This window comes from Pseudomonas sp. TE24901 (assembly GCF_054058375.1).
In genome coordinates this window covers 16,871-39,599 of the sequence record NZ_JBSSAF010000008.1, presented here as the reverse complement: position 1 = coordinate 39,599, position 22,729 = coordinate 16,871, and the positions used below count along the sequence as shown (strand labels likewise).

Below are 22,729 nucleotides of genomic sequence, written 5' to 3'. Positions count from 1 at the left end.
CTCCGGGTTACAGGATGCAGGACAGACCATAGGTCAGACCGAAGGCGACCACTGAAATGAGGGTCTCCAACACGGTCCAGGTCTTGAAGGTCTGGATCACCGTCATATTGAAGTATTCCTTGATCAGCCAGAAGCCGCCGTCGTTCACGTGGGAAAAGATCACCGAGCCCGCGCCCGTGGCCAGTACCAGCAATTCGGGGTGTGGATAACCCAGGCCCATGGCAACTGGGGCAACCACGCCAGACGCGGTGGTCATGGCCACCGTCGCCGAACCGGTGGCAATACGCATCAACGCAGCAAACAGCCACCCCATCACCAGCGGCGACAGGTGAAAGGCGTGGGCCAAACCGAGAATTTCGTGGGTAACGCCCGCGTCGACCAGGATGCGATTCAAACCACCGCCCGCGCCCACCAGCAAGGTGATACTCGCGGTCGGTGCCAGGCACTCATTGGTGAACTTGAGGATCGACTCGCGATTGAAGCCCTGTGCAATGCCCAAGGTCCAGAAGCTCACCAAGGTCGCCACCAACAACGCGATCACCGAGTTGCCGATAAACAGCAGGAATTGATTGAAGCCGGTGCCCGGTGTAGAAATCACATTGGCCCAACCGCCGATCATCATCAGCACCACCGGCAGCAAAATAGTGCCCATGGTCAGCGTGAAGCTCGGCAGGCGGGTGCGCGGTTCGCGGTCGATGAACTGGCGTTCCAGCGGGTTTTCGGCCGGCAAGTGAATGCGCGGCACGATGAATTTGGCGTAGACAGGACCGGCGATGATGGCGGTAGGAATGCCGATCAAAATCGCATACAGCACGGTCTGCCCCACTGACGCGTTGTACGCCAGCACCGCCATCATCGCCGCCGGGTGCGGTGGCACCAACGCGTGCACCACCGACAGGCCGGCGACCATCGGCAAGCCGACCATCAGGATCGACACGCCCACGCGCCGCGCCACGGTAAAGGCGATCGGCACCAGCAACACAAAACCGACCTCGAAAAACAGCGGTAACCCCACCAGGAAGGCAATGCACACCATGGCCCAATGGGCGTTGCGCTCGCCAAAACGGCTGATCAGCGTGCGCGCCACCTGTTCGGCGCCACCGGACTCGGCCATCATCTTGCCCAGCATGGTGCCCAGCGCGACAACCAGGGCGATATGCCCCAGGGTCTTGCCGACGCCCGCCTCGTAGGAGCCCATGATGGTGTCGGCCGGCATGCCGGCCATCAGCGCCAGGCCAATCGACACCAGGGTGATGACGATGAACGGGTTGAGCCGGTAACGTGCAATCAGCACGATCAATGCAATGATGGCAATGGCAGCGTATGCCAATAGCCCGAAGCCCGGTGATGCGGCCATGCGGTACTCCTCGGAAAGGGTCACGTCGATTTGTGGGTGAAACTCATAAATCATTACCGAGGAGCATTTTCAATTTTCATGAAAGTAATTTTCGCCTACGGATAAGCGCTGTCGCTTTGGGATATGCCAGGCGACCGTTCATGAAAATCCGGAGGGTGTTCTTACATGAAGTTTTTTGCGTGCCGAAACTCAATGGCCGGGGCCGAGTCTCAGATTGCGGCGCCCTCACCGCCCAGTACTCACGACCAGGAAAAACAGACAATGAATCGCAAAGCCCTGCTAGTTCCTTTTGCCGCCAGCGCCCTGCTGCTCGCGCTGTGCGGCAACGCCTCGGCCGCCGATAACCCGGCGCTGAAAAAATGCATGGACGGCGCCAACACCACCGCGGACATGGTCGGCTGCAACACCAAGGAGGCCAAGGTGCAGGATGACCGCTTGAACAAAGCCTACAAGACCGCGCTGGCCGCCCAGGAAGGCGACCGCAAACAGAAGCTGCAAGACGTGCAGCGTTTGTGGATCAAATACCGCGACGCCAATTGCGGCTTCGCCGGCAGCGCCACCGGCGGCACCATCGACCAGGTCAACGGCACCGGCTGTGTGCTCGACATGACCCAGACCCGCGCCCAGGAACTCGAAGACCTGGTCGGGCCGTAACCTCCAACTGTAGGAGCCGGCTTGCCGGCTCCTACAGGTTAATCGTGGTGGACCTTGGCGCGCTTGAGCAGCTTCTTGCACCGCTCGGACAGGTGCAGCACCCGCAGGTGCTTGCCGGCCTTGGTGTAGCGTTCGCGCAGGGTCATCAGCGCAGCAATCGCTGAATAGTCGACAAAGCTCAGGTGGCGGCAGTCCAGCGTCACCTGGGCCGGGTCGTTGGCCGGGTCGAAGCGGTTCAAAAACGGCGTGGTCGAGGCGAAGAACAACGTGCCGTGCACGCGGTACAACTTGCTGCCATCGGCTTCCAAGTGCTCATCGGCATACAGCTCCCGCGCCTGTTGCCAGGCAAAGTTCAGCGCCGCAATCACGATCCCGCACAGCACTGCCGTGGCCAGGTCGGTGAACACCGTGATCACGGTCACCGCCAGAATCACCAGCACGTCGTTGAGCGGCACCTTGTTGATCACCCGCAAGGACGCCCAGGCGAACGTCTGCTGGGACACCACGAACATCACCCCCACCAGCGCCGCCAGCGGAATCCGCTCGATGAACGGCGACAGAAACAGGATGAACAACAGGATCATCACCCCGGCGAACACCCCGGAGAAACGCCCGCGCCCACCGGAGCTGAGGTTGATCACGGTTTGCCCGATCATTGCGCAACCGCCCATGCCGCCGAACACACCCGAGACCATATTCGCCGCGCCCAAGGCCACGCTTTCGCGGTCGGGGTAGCCACGGGTCTCGGTGATTTCGTCAGTGAGGTTGAGGGTGAGCAGGGTTTCCAGCAGGCCGACCATGGCCATCAGGAACGCGTAGGGCGCGATGATGGCGAGGGTTTCCAGGGTCCAGGGAACCTGCGGCAGCGCGAAGGTCGGCAGGCCACCGGCGATGTGGGCCATGTCGCCCAGGGTGCGCGTGGGCAAACCGAGCAGGTACACCGCCAGGCCTACGCCGAGGATCGCCACCAAGGCCGGCGGCACGGCGCGGGTGATACGTGGCAGCAGGTACACGATGGCCATGGTCACCAGCACCAAACCGATCATCACGTACAGCGGCGTGCCGTTGAGCCAGTGCTCACCGCTCTTGAAGTGCTCCAGTTGCGCCAACGCGATGATGATCGCCAGGCCGTTGACGAAGCCCAGCATCACCGGGTGCGGCACCATGCGCACCAGCTTGCCCAGGCGCAGCAGGCCGAAGGCGATCATGATCAACCCGCCCAGCAGCACCGTGGCCAGCAGATATTCCACACCGTGCTGTACCACCAGCGCGACGATCACCACCGCCATCGACCCGGCTGCGCCCGAGACCATGCCAGGCCGGCCACCGAACAGCGCCGTGAGGGTGCAGATGATAAACGCGCCGTAGAGCCCCATCAGCGGGTTGAGATGAGCCACCAGGGCAAAGGCGATGCATTCGGGCAGCAGTGCGAACGACGTGGTGAGGCCGGCCAGGGCATCGGCGCGCAGACGGGAGAGGGTCATGAGGTACCAGGGTCATGCGGGGATAAGGCGGGGGATGGTACGGAATTGAAGGGGTTGCGGCTAGCCTCGAAAACCGCGCCGCCTCCTTCGCGAGCAAGCCCGCTCCCACACTGACTGCATTTCAAAGCTGAAACTCGGTCAATTGTGGGAGCGGGCTTGCTCGCGAAGGCAGCACCGCGGTGCTAAGCGAACGTCACACCATCTCGTGGCGAATCCACTCCACCACCGACGTACGCTTCGGCGCCCAGCCCAGCAGCTCGCGCGCATGCTTTCCGCGCACGCGGCTGTTGGAGCCCAGGCCATAGTTGGCCATTTCATAGCCCCACTCGGCTTCAGCGTCGGCCAATGGCCAATCCTGTGGTTCACCCAGGTTCAGGGCTTGAGCGATGGCGGCGGTCATGTCGATAAACGACGCCTCACTGCTTTCCACAAAGTAGAACGTGCCCGGCACATTCTTGGTCAGCGCCAGCAGGTACAAGGCCACCACGTCTTCAATGTGCACGTTGGACCAGATGTTCTGCCCGGTGCCCACGTGGCGCACCACACCGCTCTTGCGGGCTTGCTTGAGCAAGCGCGGCAATTGCACGCTGTCACGTTTCACGCCCAGGCTGTGGCCGTAGATCAAGGTGTTGCAGATGACTGCCGAGTTGACGCCTTCTTTGGCCGCGGCCAGGATCAGGTTGTCGATGGCCACGCGAGCGGCTTTATCCACCGTCGGCTCGGGCAAGTTGTCTTCGAAGTAGATAACGTCGCTGGATTTACCGCCAGACGCGTCACCGACGATGCTCGAACCGCTGGTGTGCAAGAAGGGTTTGTTCGAACCTTTCAGCGCAGCTAGCAAGGTTTCAACGGCGGCGCGGTGGTCGCTGCTGGCGGCGTTGATCACGGCGTCGGCCTTCTGCGCCTGTTCGGTCAATACCGGAGCGTCGTCAAGCGTGCCGATGATCGGTTTGATGCCCAGGGCGGTCATTTCTGCCGCTTGTTCGGCACTGCGCACCAGGCCGGTGACGCTGTGGCCGGCCTTGACCAGGCCGGTGGCGATGGAACCACCGATAAAACCTGCGGCACCGGTTACGAATACGTTCATGGAGTGTTCTCCTGACTGGGTAAGTGATGGGTGTAGGAGTTGTCGAGCGCAAGCGAGGCTGCGATGGGTGCGACTCGATGTATGCCCGGATGATGAAGGGACGACGGCTGTCGAATAAGCCCGTCCCGCCCAATTCACTCTTGCGCGAAGATCACGAATCAGCAGGCATACCGCGCCAGCTTGGCCTGGATGAAATCCAGGAAACACTGGATACGCAACGCCAACTGCGAGTTGCGGTAGAACACCGCGTGGATCGGCTGGCGATACCCGCTGTTGAAATTCTCCAGCACCGGCACCAGGCGCCCCGCCTCGATGTCGTCGATGGTCATGAAGTTCGACAGGCAACAAATGCCCTGGCCCTCCAAGGCCAAATGCCGCACGGTTTCACCACTGGACGCGGCCACACTGGGCTGGATCAGCCAGCGGTCGCCCTCCACATGACGCAGCGGCCAGTGGTTGAGGGTTTCGGTCTGGGTGAAGCCGAGTAAGGTGTGCTCCGCCAACTCGGCGACCGTCTGCGGGGTGCCGTGCCGCTTGAGGTAGTCGGGGCTGGCGAGGATATGCAGCGGCGTGCAACCGAGGGAGCGCGCGTGCAGGGTGGAGTCGGCCAGCACACCGATGCGAATGGCGATGTCGGTGCTCTGTTCCAGCAGGTCGATGATCAAGTCATCGCTGTTGAGCTCCAGCTGAATGTCCGGGTACAGGCTGCGGAATTCGGCGATGTACGGCACGATCCCATGCAGCATGAACGGCACGGCGGCGTTGATCCGCAGCCGCCCGGCCGGTTTTTTCTGGCGCGACGACAGGCGCTCTTCCAACTCATCCATCTGCGCCAGGATCACCTTGGCCTGCTCGAAGAAGTACTTGCCCTCCTCGGTCAGGTCCATGCGCCGCGTGGTGCGGTTGATCAGCGTGGTGTCGAGCTTGGCTTCCAGGCGCGACAAGGTGCGGCTGACCGCCGACGGCGTCTGCCCGACCTGCTCCGCCGCCGCGGAAATCGAGCCGCACTCAATCACGCTGACAAAGATCTGTAGCTCATCGGATCGGGCTTTCACGGGCAGTCCTCTTTTTCGGTTGCTGGCAGCTTACACCGAGAAATTGAACACCTGCGCCAGATGCCGCTCGTAGCGCGCCACGTCAGCCTCGATCGCCGGGCGCTTCATCACGTCCACACAGAGGAAAGTCGGCAGACCGGTCATGCCAAGGAACTCATTGGCTTTGTGGAACGGGAAGTACACCGCGTCCACGCCCTTGGCTTCGAAGAAGTCGGTAGGGTCGTCGAAGGCTTGCTGCGGCGCGTTCCAGGTCAGCGACAGCATGTACTGCTTGCCCTGGATCAGCCCACCGCTGCCGTACTTCTGCGACGAGTCAGAGCGCGTGCGGCCGTCGCTGGCGTAGAGGCTGCCGTGGCCTTCAGTGAAGACTTCGTCGATGTACTTCTTGACGATCCACGGCGCGCCCATCCACCAGCCGGGCATCTGGTAGATGATCACGTCGGCCCAAAGGTATTTGGCGACTTCTTCGGCCACTTCGTAGCCTGCGTCGATGTGGGTGACCTTGACGTCGATGCCGGCACGGTCCAATACCGCCACGGCGGCGTCATGCAGGGTGGTGTTATAGCGGCCGTCGGAGTGCGCAAATTGCTTGCCGCCGTTGAGCAGGAGGACTTTTTTCATGGGGGATTCCAAAGGGTTAGAAATGTCTGCCGGCAGGCTATCGACATTGCCCCCTCGGAATAAGCAGCGGCGCGGCAAAATACATTTGATCAAAATGCACGAATAAGGCGTTGATCTTTAACCGCTGATCAGCAGATGGGCGCCCAACAATGCCATGCCGACGAAAAACACGCGCTTGAACAACACCGCGCTGATGCGCTGGCGTACCGCCTGGCCCAGCCACATGCCCAGCAGCGCCGGCACCAGCGCCAGCAGCGACGCATTGATCTCGCCGCCCCCCAGCGAACCGCGCCAGGCCAGGCCGGCGGCGAGCGCCAGGGTCGACACGGTGAACGACAGCCCCAGCGCCTGCACCAGTTGATCACGGTTCAAGCCCAAGGCCTGCAGGTACGGCACCGCAGGAATCACAAACACGCCGGTGGCCGAGGTGATGATGCCGGTGATCACGCCGCACACCGGGCCCAGCCAGCGCTCGGCCTCAGGCTTGACCTTGAAAGTGGGCAGGAACAGCCCGCTCAGCGCATACACCAGCAACGCGCCGCCCAACGCATGCACCACCCAGCCACCGCCATCCATGCCCAGCCACAGCGTACCGAGCCCGGTGCCGAGGAAAATCAGCAGCAGCATCGGCCACAGGCGTTTGAGCAACGCACTCAAATGACCGCCAAATGCCAGTTGCCACAGGTTGGTGACCGTCGACGGAATGATCAGCAGCGCCGCAGCCTGCGCCGGCAGCATAGCCAGGCCGAGCAAGCCCATGGCCACGGTGGGCAGGCCAAGGCCGATCACGCCCTTGACGGTACCGGCCAGCAGGAAAGTGCCGATCACCAACAGGGTCAGGGCTGGGCCGATGTCTTGGTAGAACGCTAGGAAGGTATTCATGGAGGGATTGTGAGGGATTTCGGCCTGATCGGAAATTCGCCATATACTGAGGCAGCCTCTTGTTTTGCATGAGGCTGAGGCCGCCTTCGCGAGCAAGCCCGCTCCCACATTTGGAATGCATTTCAAAATGTGGGAGCGGGCTTGCTCGCGAAGGGGCCAGTCCTGTCAACCGAGAAACCCAGCCATGCACTTTGACCTGATCGACCTGCGCCTCTACCTGCACATCCTCGACACCGGCAACATCACCGCCGGCGCAGCCCGCAGCCATCTGTCCCTGGCCGCCGCCAGCGCACGCATCCGCGCGATGGAAGCCTCACTGGGCATCGAGTTTCTGGAGCGCAACCGCCGCGGTGTCACGCCCACCCCCGCAGGCAAAGCCCTGGCCCGTCACGCTCGCCTGTTGCTGCAACAAGCCGAACACCTGCAACAGGACCTGGCGGAATACGCCAATGGCATCAAAGGCCAGGTGCGCTTGCTGTGCAACACCACGGCCCTTAGCGAATACCTGCCGGAACTGCTCGCCGACTTTTTGCGCCAGCACCCCAACCTCGATATCGACCTGCAGGAGCTGCCGAGCCTGCGCATCACCCAGGCCCTGCGCCAGGGCACGGCAGACCTGGGGATCATTTCCGACGCGGTAGACACCCACGGCCTGCAAACCCTGCCCTTTCGCGACGACCCACTGGTGCTGATCACGCCGCTGGATCATCCGTTCACCGGTGGAAGTTTTATCGACAGCCTGCAACACGACTTCGTCGGCCTGGCCGCCAACAGCGCATTGACCGTGTACCTGGAAGAACAGGCGCTGCACGCAGGGTTCCGCCTGCAAACGCGCATCCGCGCCGAGGGGTTTGAGGGGGTGATGCGCATGGTCGCAGGCGGTGCCGGCCTGGGGATTGTCCCCCAGGCGGCACTGGAGCGCTGGCCACTGGCGCCGCGTTTCAACACCCAGCCTTTGCAGGAAGACTGGGCCTGCCGGAAATTGCTGCTCGCGGCGCGTGCGTTCGAACAGCTGCCCGGTTACGCCAAGGCCTTGTTCGACGCCTTGGCCCTGCCCTTGCGGAAGAACCCGTAATACACCGCCGACAGGATCAGCAGGAAGGGCACGCCAAACACCAGGGTCATCTTGAACGCGTCAGTGAAGTAGGTGGTGATCATCACCGCGCCCATCAGCACCAGGCCCAGCAGCGTGCTGTAGGGAAACAGGCGCAGCTGGAACGACAGCGTCGGCCCGCCGTGGCGCTTGCGGTAACGGCGGAAGAAGAAGTGGGTGAGGAAGATCATGAACCAAGTGAAGATCGCGCCAAACATGGAAATAGCCATCATCAGCGTGAATGAGCTTTCCGGGTACACCACGTTGAGCAACGTCGCCAGGGCAATCCCCGAGCTGGACAGCAACAGCGCGTTCAGTGGGATGCCGCTCTTGCTCAAGGCGCCCATGGCCTTGGGCGCAAACCCGGCGCGGGACAAGCTGAACATCATGCGCGTGGTGATGTAGAGCTGGCTGTTCATGGCCGACAACGCCGCGATCAGGATCACGAAATTCATCACCCCGGTGGCGCCGGGAATGCCGATGGTCTGCATCACCGTGACGAACGGGCTCTGGGTCTGCCCGGCCTGGTTCCACGGCACGATGGCGAGCATCAACGCCAGGGTCAGCAGGTAAAACACCACCAGGCGCACGATGGTGGCGCGGAAGGCCTTCTTCACCGCCTGCTCCGGGTCGGCGGCTTCACCGGCGGCCACGGCGATCATCTCCACGCTCAGGTAGCTGAAGATCGACACAATCACCGCGATCCACATGCCACTCAGGCCATGGGGGAAAAAACCGTCGTGGGCCGTGTAGTTCTGCACGCCGTACTCCGGGTTGCCCGAGCCGAACACCACGTAGACGGCGAGGATGATGAAGCCGACGATGGCGCTGATCTTGATCGTGGAAAACCAGTATTCGAAATTGCCGAAGGTCTTCACGCTGATCGCATTGAGCAGGATCAGCACGCTGGAAAACGACACGATCCACACCCATTCCGGCACATTGGCGAACCAGTACTTCATGTACATCGCCACCGCCGTGACCTCGGCGCCCACAGCCAGCACAATCGCCGCCCAATAGGCGTAACGCACCAGGAACCCGGCCAGCGGGCTGATGTAGAACTCGGCGTAGGCACCAAACGAGCCCGAGGTGGAATGGGCCACCGTCATCTCCGCCAGACAACCCATCAACAGCAAGGTGATCAACGCACCGATGGCGTAGCTCACCAGTACGCTGGGCCCGGCGTAACCAATGGCATAGGCGCTGCCCATGAACAGCCCGGTGCCGATGGCGCCACCGATGGCGATCATGCTCATCTGGCCGGAAGTGAGCTGGCGCCTCAGGCCCAGTTCGCGGTGGGTGATCTCTGCAAAGCCGTTGTCTGGCGTGGTCACGTGGTGTGCCCCTTTATTATTGTGATTGCACTGTTTTAGGCGGTTGTCACAGATCCACTGTGGGAGCTGGCTTTGTGTGGGAGCCGGCTCCACATTTTGATCTGCGTTGTGTCAGGTGACGCTGTTGCGCACTTTGAATTGCGGCTGGTCCCAGGTGCGGTTGTCGAGGATCTCGCCAAGGATTTCCACGGCGTCGAACACCTCGGTGAAGCTTGTGTACAACGGCGTAAACCCGAACCGCATGATGCGCGGCTCACGGTAATCACCGATCACGCCACGGGCAATCAGCGCCTGGATCACCGCGTAGCCTTCAGGGTGTTCAAAGCTCACGTGACTGCCGCGCTTGGCGTGCTCACGCGGGGTGATCAGCACCAGGCCATGGGCAGCGCAACGCGCTTCGACCAATGCGATGAACACGTCGGTCAATGCCAGGGATTTGCTGCGCAGGCTGGCCATGTCGGTCTGGGCAAAAATCTCCAGGCCGCATTCCACCATGGCCAGCGACGTGATCGGCTGCGTGCCGCACAGGTAACGGGCGATGCCCGCACTCGGCGCGTAGTTGGATTCCATGGCGAACTGGCGGGTATGCCCGAACCAGCCCGACAGCGGCTGGCGCACCACGTCCACCAGGGCCGGGTTGACCCACACGAACGCCTGGGAGCCGGGGCCGCCATTCAGGTATTTGTAGGTGCAGCCAATCGCGTAGTCCGCACCGGCCGTGTGCAAGTCGATGGGCACCGCGCCCGCCGAATGCGCCAGGTCCCAGATGCTCAGCGCGCCGCACTCGTGGCTCAAGGCCGTGACCGCTTGCATGTCGTACATGTAGCCGGTCTTGTAGTTGACGTGGGTGAGCATCACCACCGCCACATCGTTGTCGATGGCTTCGGGCAGTTCGTCCGGGCTGTTGACCAGCCGCAAGGAATAACCCTGTTGCAGCAACTCGGTGAGGCCTTCGGCGATGTACAGGTCAGTGGGGAAGTTGCTGGCTTCGCTGACGATCACCTTGCGCGCCGGTGTGCGTTGGCGCTGCACCGTGAGGGCGGCACTGAGTACCTTGAACAGGTTGATCGAAGTGGTATCGGTGATCACCACTTCGCCGTCTCGTGCACCGATCAGCGGGGCCAGGCGGTTGCCCAGGCGTTGCGACAAGTCGGCCCAGCCAGCGCTGTTCCAACTGCGGATCAAGCCATTGCCCCACTCCTCGGCGATCACCGCTTGCGCCCGCTCCAGCGCGGCCACCGGGCGTGCGCCGAGGGAGTTGCCATCGAGGTAGATCACGCCGTCAGGCAGCGCGAACTGACGGCGCAAGGGCGCCAGCGGGTCCTGGTCATCCAGGGCTAGGCAGTGGCTTCGAGTGGTCATGGGTTGTCCTGTTTTTATAAGTGAAGATGGACAAAATATTGAACGAAGCTTTACAAAATTTTCGTGCAAAGTAACGGCTAAAAGGCTAATTAAGCTGTAGGAAATTCGAATTTAACCCCTAAACACGCGGATTTATTCTAACCATGATTCTCGACGCCACCGACCTGCGCCTCCTGCATTTCCTGCAACAGGATGGCCGTATCAGCAACCAGGAGCTGGCGGAAAAAGTCGCGCTGTCGCCGTCCGCCTGCCTGCGCCGTTTGCGCCTGCTGGAGAGCGAAGGAATCATCAGCGGCTATCGCGCAGTGCTCAACGCCGAGCAATTGGGCATCGAGCTGGAGGCCATCGTGCACCTGTCGTTGCGCCAGGATGTGGAGGATTGGCACGAGACGTTCATCAAGAAGGTGCAGGGCTGGCCCGAGGTGGCCAGCGCCTACGTGATCACCGGCGCCAGCAACTATGTGCTGCGGGTGCAGGCGAGGAACCTGAAGCACTTTTCGGACTTTATCGTGAACCACCTGAACCGCACGGCGGGGGTGATGGATATCCGTTCAGAGATTGTGCTGCAGAAGATCAAGGATCGGGATGAAGTGCTGGATTTGGTTATCCGCAAATAACCAGCAACACCACAAAAAAACCTATGAAAACTGGAACCTGTGGGAGCTGGCTTGCCGGCGATAGCTATGTAACATTCACCACCGCTATCGCAGGCAAGCCAGCTCCCACATTTTGAAGCGTGTTCGCTGTTTAGTCTTCGAGGGCGCGCACGCGCTGCATGCGTTTTTGCTCGACCGGTGCCGCCGAGGCCTGCAACTCGAAGTCAAAGTCGATCTGCGCAAACCGCCCTTCCACACCAAACTCCCGCGCCAGTTGCTGATCGTCACTGAAGCGGATTTCAGCAATCAATTCTTCCCGCGTCGCATAGGCAAAATCATCATGCAGGTACGGGTCATCCGACAGGTTGATCTGCGTGGTCAGGTGCCGATGCCCGGGCGCCGAGATGAAGAAGTGAATATGCGCCGGCCGCTGCCCATGACGCCCCAGTTGATCGAGCAACTGCTGGGTCGGGCCGGTCGGTGGGCAGCCGTAGCCTGACGGCACGATGCTGCGAAAACGGTAGTTGCCCTGGGCATCGGTTTCGATGCGCCGACGCAGGTTGAATTCCGACTGCGTCGGGTCGAACCAGGAGTAAGTGCCACCCGTGTTGGCCTGCCACACATCCACAATGGCCCCGGCCAATGGCTTGCCATGCGTGTCGCGTACTTGCCCGCGCATGAACAGCGGCACGGCCGCGTCAGTGCCGTCGTCCAGGCGTGCCTCGTATTTCGACAAAGGCGCCCCAGCCACATACAACGGGCCTTCGATGGTACGCGGTGTGCCGCCGGATTTGCCGGCCTCTTCGTCGGCAGCGTCCATCAGCAAGTCCAGGTAATGCTCCAGACCCAGGCCGGCCGCGAGCAAACCGGCTTCCTGGTTCTTGCCCAGCTCATTCAAGTAGTTGACCGCCTTCCAGAACTCTTCCGGGGTCACTTCCAGGTCTTCGATGATGTTCACGGTATCGCGCAGGATCCGGTAGATCAGCGCCTTGGTACGCGGGTTGCCACCGTCGTTGAGGTTGCCGCTGGCTTCTTCGAGAAACTGTTGGGCATGGGCAGTCTGGGACAGTCGGATGGACATGGTGCATTCCTCATCTTGTAGTTATTCGTGTGGAAAACGGCCTAGCGGTCGTCCTCATGGATCGACGAAGGGTGACGACACAGGGCGTTCACTTCGATGGCCATATAGGGGAACAGCGGCAGTTGCATCAGCAGATCGTGCAAGTCCTGCACGCTGTCGACATCGAACACGCTGTAGTTGGCGTAGTGCCCGGCGATGCGCCACAGGTGGCGCCATTTGCCTTCTTGTTGCAGGCGCTGGGCCAAGGCTTTTTCTTCGGCCTTGAGGCCAGCAGCGCGCTCGGGACTCATGTCGAGGGGCAGGTTCACGGTCATTTTTACGTGGAACAACATGGCAGGCGCCTCTTAGTGTTTGTCACGACGGAAGAACGCCAGGCGCTCTTCATCGATGGCCAGGCCCAGGCCCGGGGCGGTGGAAACATGCAGCTGGAAATCGCGGTAAACCGGTGGTTCGACGAGGATGTCTTCGGTGAGCAGCAGCGGGCCGAACAGCTCGGTGTCCCACGCCAGTTTGTTCAGCGTGAGGAAGGCGTGGGCCGAGGCCAGCGTGCCGATACCGCCTTCGAGCATGGTGCCGCCGTACAGGCCAATGCCCGCCGCTTCAGCAATCGCCGCGGTGCGCAACACAGCACGGGGCCCGCCGTTCTTGGCAATCTTGAGGGCGAACACCGAGGCCGCACCTTCGCGGGCCAGGTTGAAGGCATCCTCGACACACTCGATGGACTCATCGGCCATGATCGGCGCCGGGCTCGACAGGTTGAGCCGCGCCATGCCGCTGCGGTTGTTGCGCGAGATCGGCTGTTCGATCAGGTCGATGCCGTTATCGCCTAGCACCTTGCACGCCCGCAACGCAACGGCTTCATCCCAGGCCTGATTGACGTCGACCCGCACGCTGGCGCGATCACCCAGGGCTTTTTTGATGGCAATGACGTGAGCCAGGTCGTGGGCGACTTCACCGGCACCAATCTTCAATTTGAAAATGCGGTGACGGCGCAGGTCGAGCATCTTTTCAGCTTCGGCAATGTCCTTGTCCGTATGGCCGCTGGCCAGGGTCCAGGCCACCGGCAAGGCATCACGCACGCGACCGCCGAGCAGTTCGCTGACCGGCAAGTTCAGCCGTTTGCCCAAGGCATCGAGCAAGGCGCTTTCGATCCCGGACTTAGCAAAGGTGTTGCCACGGATGCTGCGCTCCAGACGCAACATGGCCGCGTTGATATTGCTGGCGTCCTGACCGATCAGCAGCGGGGCGAAGTGGCGGTCGATGTTGATCTTGATGCTGTCAGGGCTTTCGTCGCCGTAGCTCAGGCCGCCGATGGTGGTGGCTTCGCCGATGCCTTCAATGCCGTCGGCGCAACGCAGACGGATGATCACCAGCGTCTGGTTTTGCATCGTGTGCATCGCCAGCTTGTGCGGGCGAATAGTGGGAAGGTCGACGATGATCGTCTCGATCGTCTCGATGGCGCAAATCGGCATGGCTATACCCGTTGGGTTCTTTTTAGGTTTGAGCCGATTCTGTGCCGTATCTTTAAAGGCTTCCAATATAGAATGGGTCTCGAGCAATACCCTCAAGGTATGAAAGGAGCCATCATGGAGCTGCGTCATCTGCGCTATTTCCAGGTGCTGGGTGAAACCCTCAACTTCACCCGCGCCGCCGAACGCCTGCACATTGCCCAGCCGCCGTTGAGCCGGCAGATCCAGCAATTGGAGGACGAATTGGGGGTGATCCTGCTGGAACGCGGCCGACCGCTGCGGCTGACCGAAGCCGGACGGTTTTTCTACGAACATGCCAATGTGTTGCTCGAACAATTGAGCAAGGTCTGCGACAACACGCGGCGCATTGGCCAGGGCGAGAAGACCTGGCTGGGCATCGGCTTTGCCCCGTCGACCCTGTACGGCGTGCTGCCGGAACTGATCCGTCGCCTGCGCACCCATGAGGCGTTGGAGCTGGAGTTGGGGCTGTCGGAAATGACCACCTTGCAGCAGGTCGAAGCGCTCAAGGCTGGAAGGATTGATGTGGGGTTCGGGCGCATTCGCATCGACGACCCGGCCATCGTCCAGCGCGTGCTGGTGGAAGATCGACTGGTGGCCGTGCTGCCCGCCGGCCACCCGTTGCTGGAGGCGCCGGCCACCCTCGCCCAATTGGCCGCCGAACCGATTGTGCTCTACCCCGGCAACCCACGGCCCAGCTACGCCGACCATGTGATCGCGCTGTTCGACGCCCACGGTTTGAGCCTCAAGGTGGCGCAGTGGACCAACGAATTGCAGACCGCCATCGGGCTGGTGGGCGCGGGGATGGGCGTGACGCTGGTGCCTGCGTCGGTGCAGGTGCTGCACCGTGCAGACATCGGCTACACGCCGATTGTGGAGGCCACGGCGACCTCGCCGATCATTCTCAGCCGACGGGTGAATGACCAGTCGCCGGGGCTGAATCATTGCCTGCAACTGGTGGAAGAATTGATCTGATTCCTCCCAAACACCACATCTCCACTGTGGGAGCGGGCTTGCTCGCGAATGCGGTCTGCCAGTCGCCGGATGTATTGGCTGACACACTGCTTTCGCGAGCAAGCCCGCTCCCACATTTGGATCCTCATTGAGGTCAGCTACTGCGCAGGCGTTTGCGCTGCAGGGTTTGGCTGGGGGATTCATCGAACAGCTTGCGGTACTCCGCAGAGAACCGCCCCAGGTGCGTAAACCCCCACCCCAGGGCAATTTCGGAGATGGTGCGTGTGGAGCCTTGTTCAAGGATCTCCTGACGCACTGCGCCCAACCGATGCTTCTTGAGGTACGCCATGGGCGACAGCGCGAAGTACTTGCGAAACGCATCGAACAGCTTGAAGCGCGTCACCCCGGAAACAGCTTCCAGGTCTTCCAGACACACCGCCTCACGAGCGTTGTCGTGCAGGTACTGGCGCGCCCGAATCAGGTAGTGCGGCAGTTTCACACCGAGTACGTCGCGCAGTTCTTCGGAGTAGTTGTTCGGCTGCGCCAGGATCAGCCCCTTGATCAATGAGCTTTCCAGGTCTCGGGTAAACGCCGCCTGTTCATATAACTCGCTGCTGCGCTCCAGCTCTGCAATGAAGTAACGCGCCATGCGCCACCACGACGCCGATGCGCCGTCCACCGCATCCATCACCGACTCGAACCGCAGCGGTGATTCGATCGGCCGTTGCAACAAACCTTCCAGCGTTTCGCTCATCGCCGCGCGGGTGATCACCACCTGCAACTTGCGACAGTCGCCAGAGATCGCCAGCACCTGATGCTCGTTGGGCGAGAGGATCACGCCTTGGTCGCGGTTGGAACTCAGGCGCTCACCGTTCTTGCTCAGTTCCTGCTCACCCACCAGCGGCAGGCTCAGGCTGTAGCTGCTGAAGTGTTCGGCGTCTTCGATGTCGATGGTCACGTCGGTGCCGTACTCGATCACGCCCAGGGTGGTGGCGCGGGACTTGAACACGTTGGCACTGTGGTGAAAACGCAGGCGCTCAGGCGTGGACGTCGCCAGCCTGTGCGGCCCACAGATGCCGGACATCCAGCTGCAGGCGCCTTCCAGGTCAAAGCGTTGAATATGGATTTCGCGTGTATGGCTACTCATCAAGGTGCACCCACGGCGGTTAGGCTTTTTGCGCGCTCTGGCGGCGCGTCGTTATTGTTCGACAGCAAGTTATGCGCCACACGCGCCCCATGGCCACTGAGTGGATAGGAACAGTCGACTATGTGGATAAGTCGCCGGTTTGCGCGCCCCTTGCCCTGCAAGACAGTAGCGCATCCCGTCACCGCCCTGCACCGGGTTGGGTATTTGCTGCCCAATTTTGCGGCCCAACTTTCCGGCGCAGGTTCGCCCATTTAGCGGATAGCCCGCGCGCTGCCCCGCCCCCTCTAATGAGCCACCGATTAGCCCTGATCAAAAAAGGTGCCTCCCATGAGTGGTGCAAGAAGCGTCGAGCAGTGGAAAACGTTTATCGAAGGCTGCCTGGATTTTCGCCCGGTGGATGAAGTGTTCCGCATCGCCCGGGACATGTTCACCGAGCCGGAATTGTTCGACCTGGAGATGGAACTGATCTTCGAAAAGAACTGGATCTACGCCTGCCATGAAAGTGAACTGGCCAACCCCCACGACTTCGTGACAATGCGCGCCGGGCGCCAGCCGATGATCATCACCCGCGATGGCGAAGGCCGGCTCAATGCGCTGATCAACGCCTGCCAGCATCGGGGTACCACCCTGACGCGGGTCGGCAAGGGCAACCAATCGACCTTCACCTGCCCGTTCCACGCCTGGTGCTACAAGAGCGACGGCCGGTTGGTGAAGGTCAAGGCACCGGGGGAATACCCAGAGGGCTTCGACAAGGCTACGCGCGGCCTGAAAAAGGCACGCATCGACAGCTACAAGGGCTTTGTCTTCATCAGCCTGGACGTGAATGGCAGCGACAGCCTGGAAGACTTCCTCGGTGATGCCAAAGTGTTCTTCGACATGATGGTCGCGCAGTCTGCCACCGGCGAACTGGAAGTACTGCCGGGCAAGTCCGCCTACACCTACGACGGTAACTGGAAGCTGCAAAACGAGAACGGCCTGGACGGTTATCACGTCAGCACCGTGCACTACAACTACGTGGCCACGGTGCAGCATCGCCAGCAGGTCAACACCGAAAACGGCACCGGCTCGGGCAGCACCCTGGACTACAGCAAGCTCGGCGCCGGTGACGCAAACACTGACGACGGCTGGTTCGCCTTCAACAACGGCCACAGCCTGTTGTTCAGCGACATGCCCAACCCGAGCGTGCGCTCCGGCTACGCCACCATCATGCCGCGCCTGGTGGAAGAACACGGCCAGCAGAAGGCCGAGTGGATGATGCACCGCCTGCGCAACCTGAACATCTATCCGAGCCTGTTCTTCCTTGATCAGATCAGTTCGCAACTGCGCATCATCCGCCCGGTGGCATGGAACAAGACCGAGATCATCAGCCAGTGCCTGGGGGTGAAGAACGAATCCGACGCCGACCGTGAAAACCGTATCCGCCAGTTCGAGGATTTCTTCAACGTCTCGGGCATGGGCACGCCGGATGACCTGGTGGAGTTCCGCGAAGCCCAGCGCGGTTTCCAGGGGCGCCTGGAGCGCTGGAGCGATATCTCGCGTGGCAGTCATCGCTGGGAAACCGGGCCGACACCCAACAGCGAAGCCATCGGCATTCAACCGGCCATGACCGGCACCGAATTCACCCATGAAGGCCTGTATGTGAACCAGCACCGCAACTGGCAGCAATTCCTGCTCGATGGCCTGGACAAGCAAGCGCTGACCCTGCGGGAGGTGGAGTGATGAATGCCCCATTGCAGTACCGAATCGAGCAGTTCTTCTACCGCAAGGCCGAGCTGTGCGATGCCCAGGATTGGGACGCCTATGTGCAGCTGTTCGACCCGCAGAGTGAATTCCACCTGCCGCAGTGGGACTCGGAGCACGTCTACACCCGCGACCCCAAGCGTGAGATGTCGTTGATCTATTACGCCAACCGCTCCGGCCTGGAAGACCGTGTGTTCCGACTGCGCACCGGCAAAGCCGCGTCGGCCACGCCGATGCCGCGCACCTTGCACCTGATCAACAACGTGCGCATTGCCGAGCAGGGGGATGGAACGCTGGAGGTGAAATTGAACTGGCACACGCTGTTCTATCGCCTGGCCACCTCGGAGCAGTTCTACGGGCATGCCACGTACCGCCTCAAGCCCCACGGCGACAGTTGGTTGATCACCCGCAAGCATGCGCTGCTGCTCAACGACACCATCAACTCGGTGCTCGATTTCTATCACCTCTGACAACGGACTGTAGTGAGCGGGCTTGCCCCGCGCGGCGGTGTGTCAGATACGGCTTGTGTGTCTGGTTGACCGCGGCGCGGGGCAAGCCCGCTCACTACAAGTTCTGTGAGCCAATAAGATGAATCACAAAGTGGCGTTCAGTTTTGCCGATGGCAAGACGCTGTTTTTCCCGGTGGCCGCTAATGAAATCCTGCTGGATGCGGCGCTGCGCAATGGCATCAAGATCCCGCTGGATTGCCGCGAGGGCGTGTGCGGCACCTGCCAGGGGCGCTGCGAGAGCGGCGATTACACCCAGGATTATGTCGACGAAGAAGCCCTGTCCAGCCTCGACCTGCAACAGCGCAAGATGCTCAGTTGCCAGACGCGGGTGAAGTCTGACGCGACGTTCTATTTCGACTTCGACTCAAGCCTGTGCAATGCGCCGGGGCCGGTGCAGGTACGGGGCAGCGTGAGCGCGGTGGAGCAGGTGTCGGCCAGCACGGCGATCCTGCAGGTGCAGTTGGAACAGGCCCTGGATTTTCTGCCGGGCCAATATGCGCGCCTGTCGGTGCCAGGCACGAACAGCTGGCGGTCATACTCCTTCGCCAACCTGCCGGGTAATCAGCTGCAGTTCCTGGTGCGCCTGCTGCCCGACGGGGTGATGAGCAACTACCTGCGCGAACGCTGCCAGGTGGGCGATGAGCTGGTGATGGAAGCCCCGCTGGGCGCGTTTTACCTGCGCCACGTGACCAAGCCGCTGGTGCTGGTGGCCGGCGGCACCGGGCTGTCGGCCTTGCTGGGCATGCTCGACGAACTGGCTGCCAACGGCTGCGACCACCCCGTTCATCTGTATTACGGCGTGCGCGGGGCCGAAGACTTGTGCGAAGCGCCGCGCATCCAGGCCTATGCTTCGAAAATTCCGGGCTTTCGCTACACCGAAGTGCTCAGCGCGCCCGCCGAAGACTGGCCCGGCAAGCGCGGCTACCTCACCGAGCATTTCGACTTGGCCGAATGGCGGGACAGTTCGGCAGATATGTACCTGTGCGGCCCCCCTCCAATGGTCGAATCCGTCCAACAATGGCTGGCGGATCAGGCACTTGATGGCGTTCAGCTGTATTACGAAAAGTTTACGCAGAGTAATATCTGACCCTCAGTACTTCTGAGGGGCAGCTGCGCGTGCACTTACCCTAAGAAAAACAAGTAGAAGGGAATGTTAATGGCGGATGACATGGTTAACCCGGTAGGCCTCAAGCGTGGCCTGAAGAACCGGCATATTCAGCTGATCGCCTTGGGAGGGGCGATTGGCACGGGGTTGTTCCTCGGCTCGGCCGGGGTACTCAAGTCGGCAGGGCCGTCGATGATCCTGGGCTACGCGATTGCCGGTTTCATCGCGTTCCTGATCATGCGCCAGCTCGGCGAGATGATCGTCGAAGAGCCGGTGGCCGGCTCCTTCAGCCACTTCGCCCACAAATACTGGGGCGGCTACGCGGGCTTCCTGGCGGGCTGGAACTACTGGGTGCTCTACGTACTGGTGGGCATGGCCGAACTGACGGCGGTGGGCAAGTACATCCAGTTCTGGTGGCCGGAGATCCCGACCTGGGTCAGTGCACTGGTGTTCTTTGTGGCCGTGAACCTGATCAACACCCTGAACGTGAAGTTCTTCGGTGAAGCGGAGTTCTGGTTCGCGATCATCAAGGTGGTGGCGATTGTCGGCATGATCGTGCTCGGCTGCTACCTGCTGTTCAGCGGCACCGGTGGCCCGCAAGCGACCGTCAGCAACCTGTGGAGCCACGGCGGGTTCTTCCCCAATGGCGGCATGGGGCTGTTGATGTCCATGGCGTTCATCATGTTCTCGTTCGGCGGCCTGGAGCTGGTGGGCATCACCGCCGCCGAGGCCAGCGAGCCGCGCAAGGTGATCCCGAAGGCGATCAACCAGGTGGTCTACCGGATCCTGATTTTCTACGTCGGCGCCCTGACCGTGCTGCTGTCGCTGTACCCATGGGACCAACTGCTGCAAACCCTCGGCGCGTCGGGCGATGCCTACAGCGGCAGCCCGTTCGTGCAGATCTTCTCGCTGATCGGCAACGACACCGCTGCCCACATCCTCAACTTCGTGGTGCTGACTGCGGCGCTGTCGGTGTACAACAGCGGCGTGTACTGCAACAGCCGCATGCTGTTCGGCCTGGCCGAGCAAGGCGATGCTCCGAAATCGTTGATGAAGCTGAACAAGCAAGGCGTGCCGATTCGCGCCCTGGCGATTTCGGCACTGGTGACGATGCTGTGCGTGGTGGTCAACTACGTGGCACCGAAGAGCGCGCTGGAGTTGCTGTTCGCGCTGGTGGTTGCCTCGCTGATGATCAACTGGGCGCTGATCAGCATCACCCACATCAAGTTCCGCAAAGCCATGGGCCAGCAAGGCGTGACGCCGTCGTTCAAGACCTTCTGGTTCCCGTTCAGCAACTACCTGTGCCTGGCGTTCATGGTGATGATCATCAGCGTGATGCTGGCGATTCCGGGAATCAGCGAGTCGGTGTATGCGATGCCGGTGTGGGTGGGGATTATCTATGTAGCCTACCGGTTGCGGGTTCGCAAAAGCAACGCGGTAGTGAACGCACAATAATTCCTGTGGGAGCCGGGCTTGCCCGCGATGGCGGAGTATCAGTCGCTGAATGTGTTAGCTGATATACCGCTATCGCAGGCAAGCCAGCTCCCACAGTTTTGAATGCATTCCAAATGAAAAAGCCCCGGTAATCCGGGGCTTTTTGTTTAGAGCGTAGAGCGTACTCGCCATAGCTCTGGGAACAACACGGTGTCGAGCATCTTGCGCAAATACCCCACGCCCTCGGTGCCGCCGGTTCCCGGCTGGAAACCAATAATCCGTTCCACCGTCGTCACATGGCGAAAACGCCACTGGCGGAACGAATCCTCCAGGTCGATAAACTTCTCGGCCAACTGGTACAAATCCCAATACCGGCTCGGGTCGCGGTACACCTCGCGCCACGCCGCCTCCACGGACTCATCATGTACCGTCGGCGCCGTCGGGTCGCGTTCGGCGCGTGTCGGGTCAATCGCCAGGCCGGCCTTGGCCATCAGGTTGATCGCCTCGTCATACAGCGACGGTGTGGCAATCGCCACTTTCAACTCGTTCAACAGCTCCGGCCGATGGGCGTGGGGCCGCAACAACGCCGCGCTCTTGTTGCCGAGGATGAATTCGATCTCGCGGTACTGGAACGATTGGAACCCCGACGACTGCCCGAGGAACGGGCGGATCGCCTTGTACTCCGACGGCGTCATGGTCGCCAGCACTGCCCAGGCGTGCACCAGTTGATCGAAGATCCGCGACACCCGCGCCAGCATCTTGAACGCCGGCGGCAACTCGCCCAGGCGTACATGTTCGCGAGCGGCCTTGAGTTCGTGGAGCATGAGTTTCATCCACAGCTCAGAGGTCTGGTGCTGGATGATGAAGAGCATTTCGTTGTGGTCCGGCGACAGCGGGTGCTGGGCGCTGAGGACTTTGCCCAGGTCCAGGTAATCGCCATAGCTCATGGACTCGGAAAAATTCAGTTCGGCGTTATGCCATTCTTCAGGCGGCTGGTAATCAGAAGAGAAAGGACACTGACTCATCGCGTGGGCTCCTTGAGCGGGCGGAGAATGGCGCGGACTGGGCTGGCGTCGAGGTTGGCAAACCGCAGCGGCAGCGCGATCAGTTCATAGTCGCCCTCCGGTACGTCGTCGAGCACGATGCCTTCGAGAATCGCCATGCCATGGCGCGCCACGGCGTTGTGCGAATCCATGGTCTTGGACTGCTGCGGGTCAAGCGACGGGGTGTCGATGCCGATCAAACGCACGCCCAGGCTGGCAAGCAGCTCGATGGTTTGCGGGGCGATGGCGGTGAAGCCCGAATCCCACTCAGTCAGCGGCGCTTGTGGATAAGTGCGCAGCAGCACGCGCTCCGGCAAGTTATCCACACGCCCTTCCAACTGATGCGGCTGCACCAGGGCGCCGCTGTCCAGGCAATGCAGCACGCGGCACGGGCCCATGTACACGTCCAGCGACACCTCGCCAATCGGCGCGCCGTCGGCGCTGTAATGCAGGGGTGCGTCCACGTGGGCGCCGGTGTGCGGCGACAAGGTGATGCGCCCCACATTCACCGGGCACTCCGGGCCAAACTGCCATACGCGCTCTTCCTGGAACGGCGTATCTCCCGGCCAGGTCGGGGTCGCCGTACTCAAGGGCGGGCTGATATCCCACCACGTTTTTATTGGGTTCATCTGAAGGCTCTCGGCGGTTACTGGGGTGAATGATACGAGGGCCTGTTGCGAATTTTCTTGCGAAATCTGGCGTGG

General features: G+C 61.3%; 22 protein-coding genes. 8 read left to right on the top strand and 14 right to left on the bottom strand.

The window, feature by feature from the left end; all coding sequences use genetic code 11:
* Positions 1 to 7: 7 nt before the first annotated feature.
* Positions 8 to 1,357 carry a GntT/GntP/DsdX family permease gene (locus ACVWVP_RS17130; RefSeq protein ID WP_256732910.1) on the bottom strand — a complete coding sequence of 450 codons (1,350 nt, stop codon included), beginning with the start codon at positions 1,355 to 1,357 and terminating at the stop codon, positions 8 to 10.
* A gap of 261 nt (positions 1,358 to 1,618) precedes the next feature.
* Here ACVWVP_RS17130 and ACVWVP_RS17125 point away from each other — a divergent pair, with 261 nt between their 5' ends.
* On the top strand, positions 1,619 to 2,011 hold the full coding sequence (locus tag ACVWVP_RS17125; RefSeq protein ID WP_176996938.1) for a lysozyme inhibitor LprI family protein: 393 nt from the start codon (positions 1,619 to 1,621) through the stop codon (positions 2,009 to 2,011).
* 38 nt (positions 2,012 to 2,049) lie between these two features.
* Here ACVWVP_RS17125 and ACVWVP_RS17120 read toward each other — a convergent pair whose 3' ends face one another.
* The 5 genes from ACVWVP_RS17120 to ACVWVP_RS17100 form a co-directional block, all read right to left on the bottom strand.
* Positions 2,050 to 3,495 (bottom strand): SulP family inorganic anion transporter, encoded by a 1,446-nt coding sequence (locus ACVWVP_RS17120; protein ID WP_178923599.1) that lies wholly within the window; start codon positions 3,493 to 3,495, stop codon positions 2,050 to 2,052.
* Positions 3,496 to 3,688: 193 nt separating this feature from the next.
* Positions 3,689 to 4,582 (bottom strand): NAD-dependent epimerase/dehydratase family protein, encoded by an 894-nt coding sequence (locus ACVWVP_RS17115; RefSeq protein ID WP_457407325.1) that lies wholly within the window; start codon positions 4,580 to 4,582, stop codon positions 3,689 to 3,691.
* A gap of 158 nt (positions 4,583 to 4,740) precedes the next feature.
* The gene (locus tag ACVWVP_RS17110; protein ID WP_178923595.1) at positions 4,741 to 5,637 is read right to left on the bottom strand and encodes a LysR family transcriptional regulator; all 897 of its coding nucleotides are present in this window, start codon (positions 5,635 to 5,637) and stop codon (positions 4,741 to 4,743) included.
* A gap of 30 nt (positions 5,638 to 5,667) precedes the next feature.
* Positions 5,668 to 6,258, bottom strand: coding sequence for an NAD(P)H-dependent oxidoreductase (locus tag ACVWVP_RS17105; RefSeq protein ID WP_457407323.1), 591 nt, complete (start codon positions 6,256 to 6,258; stop codon positions 5,668 to 5,670).
* Between the two features lie 117 nt (positions 6,259 to 6,375).
* Positions 6,376 to 7,140 carry a sulfite exporter TauE/SafE family protein gene (locus ACVWVP_RS17100; protein WP_178923591.1) on the bottom strand — a complete coding sequence of 255 codons (765 nt, stop codon included), beginning with the start codon at positions 7,138 to 7,140 and terminating at the stop codon, positions 6,376 to 6,378.
* Between the two features lie 184 nt (positions 7,141 to 7,324).
* Here ACVWVP_RS17100 and ACVWVP_RS17095 point away from each other — a divergent pair, with 184 nt between their 5' ends.
* Positions 7,325 to 8,215, top strand: a complete 891-nt coding sequence (locus tag ACVWVP_RS17095) for a LysR substrate-binding domain-containing protein (protein ID WP_457407319.1) — start codon at positions 7,325 to 7,327, stop codon at positions 8,213 to 8,215.
* Here ACVWVP_RS17095 and ACVWVP_RS17090 read toward each other — a convergent pair.
* Entirely contained in the window at positions 8,161 to 9,567 is a 1,407-nt protein-coding gene (locus ACVWVP_RS17090) for an amino acid permease (RefSeq protein WP_259174764.1), read from the bottom strand. The two genes, ACVWVP_RS17095 and ACVWVP_RS17090, sit on opposite strands and share 55 nt — an antisense overlap.
* A 111-nt stretch (positions 9,568 to 9,678) precedes the next feature.
* A complete protein-coding gene (gene kynU / locus ACVWVP_RS17085; RefSeq protein ID WP_457407315.1) occupies positions 9,679 to 10,929 on the bottom strand; it encodes a kynureninase in 1,251 nt (416 codons plus the stop codon).
* Between the two features lie 143 nt (positions 10,930 to 11,072).
* Between kynU and ACVWVP_RS17080 the strand changes: the two genes are divergently transcribed.
* Positions 11,073 to 11,546 carry an Lrp/AsnC family transcriptional regulator gene (locus ACVWVP_RS17080; RefSeq protein ID WP_016974903.1) on the top strand — a complete coding sequence of 158 codons (474 nt, stop codon included), beginning with the start codon at positions 11,073 to 11,075 and terminating at the stop codon, positions 11,544 to 11,546.
* 130 nt (positions 11,547 to 11,676) lie between these two features.
* Here the strand turns inward: ACVWVP_RS17080 and catA are convergent, their stop codons facing one another.
* The 3 genes from catA to ACVWVP_RS17065 are packed head-to-tail and all read right to left on the bottom strand — an operon-like array spanning position 11,677 to position 14,078.
* Positions 11,677 to 12,606: a catechol 1,2-dioxygenase gene (gene catA, locus ACVWVP_RS17075; RefSeq protein WP_457407313.1), complete on the bottom strand. Its 930-nt coding sequence runs from the start codon at positions 12,604 to 12,606 to the stop codon at positions 11,677 to 11,679.
* A 41-nt stretch (positions 12,607 to 12,647) separates the two neighbouring features.
* Complete coding sequence (gene catC / locus ACVWVP_RS17070) at positions 12,648 to 12,938, bottom strand: muconolactone Delta-isomerase (RefSeq protein WP_178923581.1); 291 nt, start codon at positions 12,936 to 12,938, stop codon at positions 12,648 to 12,650.
* A 12-nt stretch (positions 12,939 to 12,950) separates the two neighbouring features.
* Positions 12,951 to 14,078, bottom strand: a complete 1,128-nt coding sequence (locus ACVWVP_RS17065) for a muconate cycloisomerase family protein (protein WP_457407311.1) — start codon at positions 14,076 to 14,078, stop codon at positions 12,951 to 12,953.
* Positions 14,079 to 14,192: 114 nt separating this feature from the next.
* Between ACVWVP_RS17065 and ACVWVP_RS17060 the strand changes: the two genes are divergently transcribed.
* Positions 14,193 to 15,068: a LysR family transcriptional regulator gene (locus tag ACVWVP_RS17060; protein ID WP_178923577.1), complete on the top strand. Its 876-nt coding sequence runs from the start codon at positions 14,193 to 14,195 to the stop codon at positions 15,066 to 15,068.
* A 133-nt stretch (positions 15,069 to 15,201) separates the two neighbouring features.
* On the opposite strand, the gene ACVWVP_RS17055 is transcribed toward ACVWVP_RS17060, so the two are convergent.
* The gene (locus ACVWVP_RS17055; protein WP_457407308.1) at positions 15,202 to 16,194 is read right to left on the bottom strand and encodes an AraC-like ligand-binding domain-containing protein; all 993 of its coding nucleotides are present in this window, start codon (positions 16,192 to 16,194) and stop codon (positions 15,202 to 15,204) included.
* A gap of 327 nt (positions 16,195 to 16,521) precedes the next feature.
* On the opposite strand from ACVWVP_RS17055, the gene antA reads away from it, so the two are divergent.
* The 4 genes from antA to ACVWVP_RS17035 all read left to right on the top strand — a co-directional run bounded on the left by antA (position 16,522) and on the right by ACVWVP_RS17035 (position 21,003).
* Positions 16,522 to 17,913: an anthranilate 1,2-dioxygenase large subunit gene (gene antA, locus ACVWVP_RS17050; RefSeq protein ID WP_178923573.1), complete on the top strand. Its 1,392-nt coding sequence runs from the start codon at positions 16,522 to 16,524 to the stop codon at positions 17,911 to 17,913.
* Positions 17,913 to 18,404 (top strand): anthranilate 1,2-dioxygenase small subunit, encoded by a 492-nt coding sequence (antB, locus tag ACVWVP_RS17045; RefSeq protein ID WP_178923571.1) that lies wholly within the window; start codon positions 17,913 to 17,915, stop codon positions 18,402 to 18,404. Before antA ends, antB begins: the two co-directional genes overlap by 1 nt.
* 118 nt (positions 18,405 to 18,522) lie before the next feature.
* On the top strand, positions 18,523 to 19,530 hold the full coding sequence (gene antC, locus ACVWVP_RS17040) for an anthranilate 1,2-dioxygenase electron transfer component AntC (RefSeq protein WP_178923562.1): 1,008 nt from the start codon (positions 18,523 to 18,525) through the stop codon (positions 19,528 to 19,530).
* 69 nt (positions 19,531 to 19,599) lie between these two features.
* Positions 19,600 to 21,003 carry an amino acid permease gene (locus ACVWVP_RS17035; RefSeq protein WP_457407305.1) on the top strand — a complete coding sequence of 468 codons (1,404 nt, stop codon included), beginning with the start codon at positions 19,600 to 19,602 and terminating at the stop codon, positions 21,001 to 21,003.
* Positions 21,004 to 21,149: 146 nt separating this feature from the next.
* Here the strand turns inward: ACVWVP_RS17035 and kynA are convergent, their stop codons facing one another.
* Complete coding sequence (gene kynA, locus ACVWVP_RS17030) at positions 21,150 to 22,007, bottom strand: tryptophan 2,3-dioxygenase (protein WP_457407302.1); 858 nt, start codon at positions 22,005 to 22,007, stop codon at positions 21,150 to 21,152.
* Positions 22,004 to 22,654, bottom strand: a complete 651-nt coding sequence (gene kynB, locus ACVWVP_RS17025) for an arylformamidase (RefSeq protein WP_178923556.1) — start codon at positions 22,652 to 22,654, stop codon at positions 22,004 to 22,006. Before kynB ends, kynA begins: the two co-directional genes overlap by 4 nt.
* Positions 22,655 to 22,729: the final 75 nt, after the last annotated feature.

What these genes read in the sequence shown, in the direction of transcription:
- ACVWVP_RS17130 (WP_256732910.1), bottom strand. Translation starts at nt 1,357, where the DNA reads ATGGCCGCATCACCGGGCTTCGGGCTATTGGCATACGCTGCCATTGCC.
- ACVWVP_RS17125 (WP_176996938.1), top strand. Translation starts at nt 1,619, where the DNA reads ATGAATCGCAAAGCCCTGCTAGTTCCTTTTGCCGCCAGCGCCCTGCTG.
- ACVWVP_RS17120 (WP_178923599.1), bottom strand. Translation starts at nt 3,495, where the DNA reads ATGACCCTCTCCCGTCTGCGCGCCGATGCCCTGGCCGGCCTCACCACG.
- ACVWVP_RS17115 (WP_457407325.1), bottom strand. Translation starts at nt 4,582, where the DNA reads ATGAACGTATTCGTAACCGGTGCCGCAGGTTTTATCGGTGGTTCCATC.
- ACVWVP_RS17105 (WP_457407323.1), bottom strand. Translation starts at nt 6,258, where the DNA reads ATGAAAAAAGTCCTCCTGCTCAACGGCGGCAAGCAATTTGCGCACTCC.
- ACVWVP_RS17100 (WP_178923591.1), bottom strand. Translation starts at nt 7,140, where the DNA reads ATGAATACCTTCCTAGCGTTCTACCAAGACATCGGCCCAGCCCTGACC.
- ACVWVP_RS17095 (WP_457407319.1), top strand. Translation starts at nt 7,325, where the DNA reads ATGCACTTTGACCTGATCGACCTGCGCCTCTACCTGCACATCCTCGAC.
- kynU (WP_457407315.1), bottom strand. Translation starts at nt 10,929, where the DNA reads ATGACCACTCGAAGCCACTGCCTAGCCCTGGATGACCAGGACCCGCTG.
- ACVWVP_RS17080 (WP_016974903.1), top strand. Translation starts at nt 11,073, where the DNA reads ATGATTCTCGACGCCACCGACCTGCGCCTCCTGCATTTCCTGCAACAG.
- catA (WP_457407313.1), bottom strand. Translation starts at nt 12,606, where the DNA reads ATGTCCATCCGACTGTCCCAGACTGCCCATGCCCAACAGTTTCTCGAA.
- catC (WP_178923581.1), bottom strand. Translation starts at nt 12,938, where the DNA reads ATGTTGTTCCACGTAAAAATGACCGTGAACCTGCCCCTCGACATGAGT.
- ACVWVP_RS17065 (WP_457407311.1), bottom strand. Translation starts at nt 14,078, where the DNA reads ATGCCGATTTGCGCCATCGAGACGATCGAGACGATCATCGTCGACCTT.
- ACVWVP_RS17060 (WP_178923577.1), top strand. Translation starts at nt 14,193, where the DNA reads ATGGAGCTGCGTCATCTGCGCTATTTCCAGGTGCTGGGTGAAACCCTC.
- ACVWVP_RS17055 (WP_457407308.1), bottom strand. Translation starts at nt 16,194, where the DNA reads ATGAGTAGCCATACACGCGAAATCCATATTCAACGCTTTGACCTGGAA.
- antA (WP_178923573.1), top strand. Translation starts at nt 16,522, where the DNA reads ATGAGTGGTGCAAGAAGCGTCGAGCAGTGGAAAACGTTTATCGAAGGC.
- antB (WP_178923571.1), top strand. Translation starts at nt 17,913, where the DNA reads ATGAATGCCCCATTGCAGTACCGAATCGAGCAGTTCTTCTACCGCAAG.
- antC (WP_178923562.1), top strand. Translation starts at nt 18,523, where the DNA reads ATGAATCACAAAGTGGCGTTCAGTTTTGCCGATGGCAAGACGCTGTTT.
- ACVWVP_RS17035 (WP_457407305.1), top strand. Translation starts at nt 19,600, where the DNA reads ATGGCGGATGACATGGTTAACCCGGTAGGCCTCAAGCGTGGCCTGAAG.
- kynA (WP_457407302.1), bottom strand. Translation starts at nt 22,007, where the DNA reads ATGAGTCAGTGTCCTTTCTCTTCTGATTACCAGCCGCCTGAAGAATGG.
- kynB (WP_178923556.1), bottom strand. Translation starts at nt 22,654, where the DNA reads ATGAACCCAATAAAAACGTGGTGGGATATCAGCCCGCCCTTGAGTACG.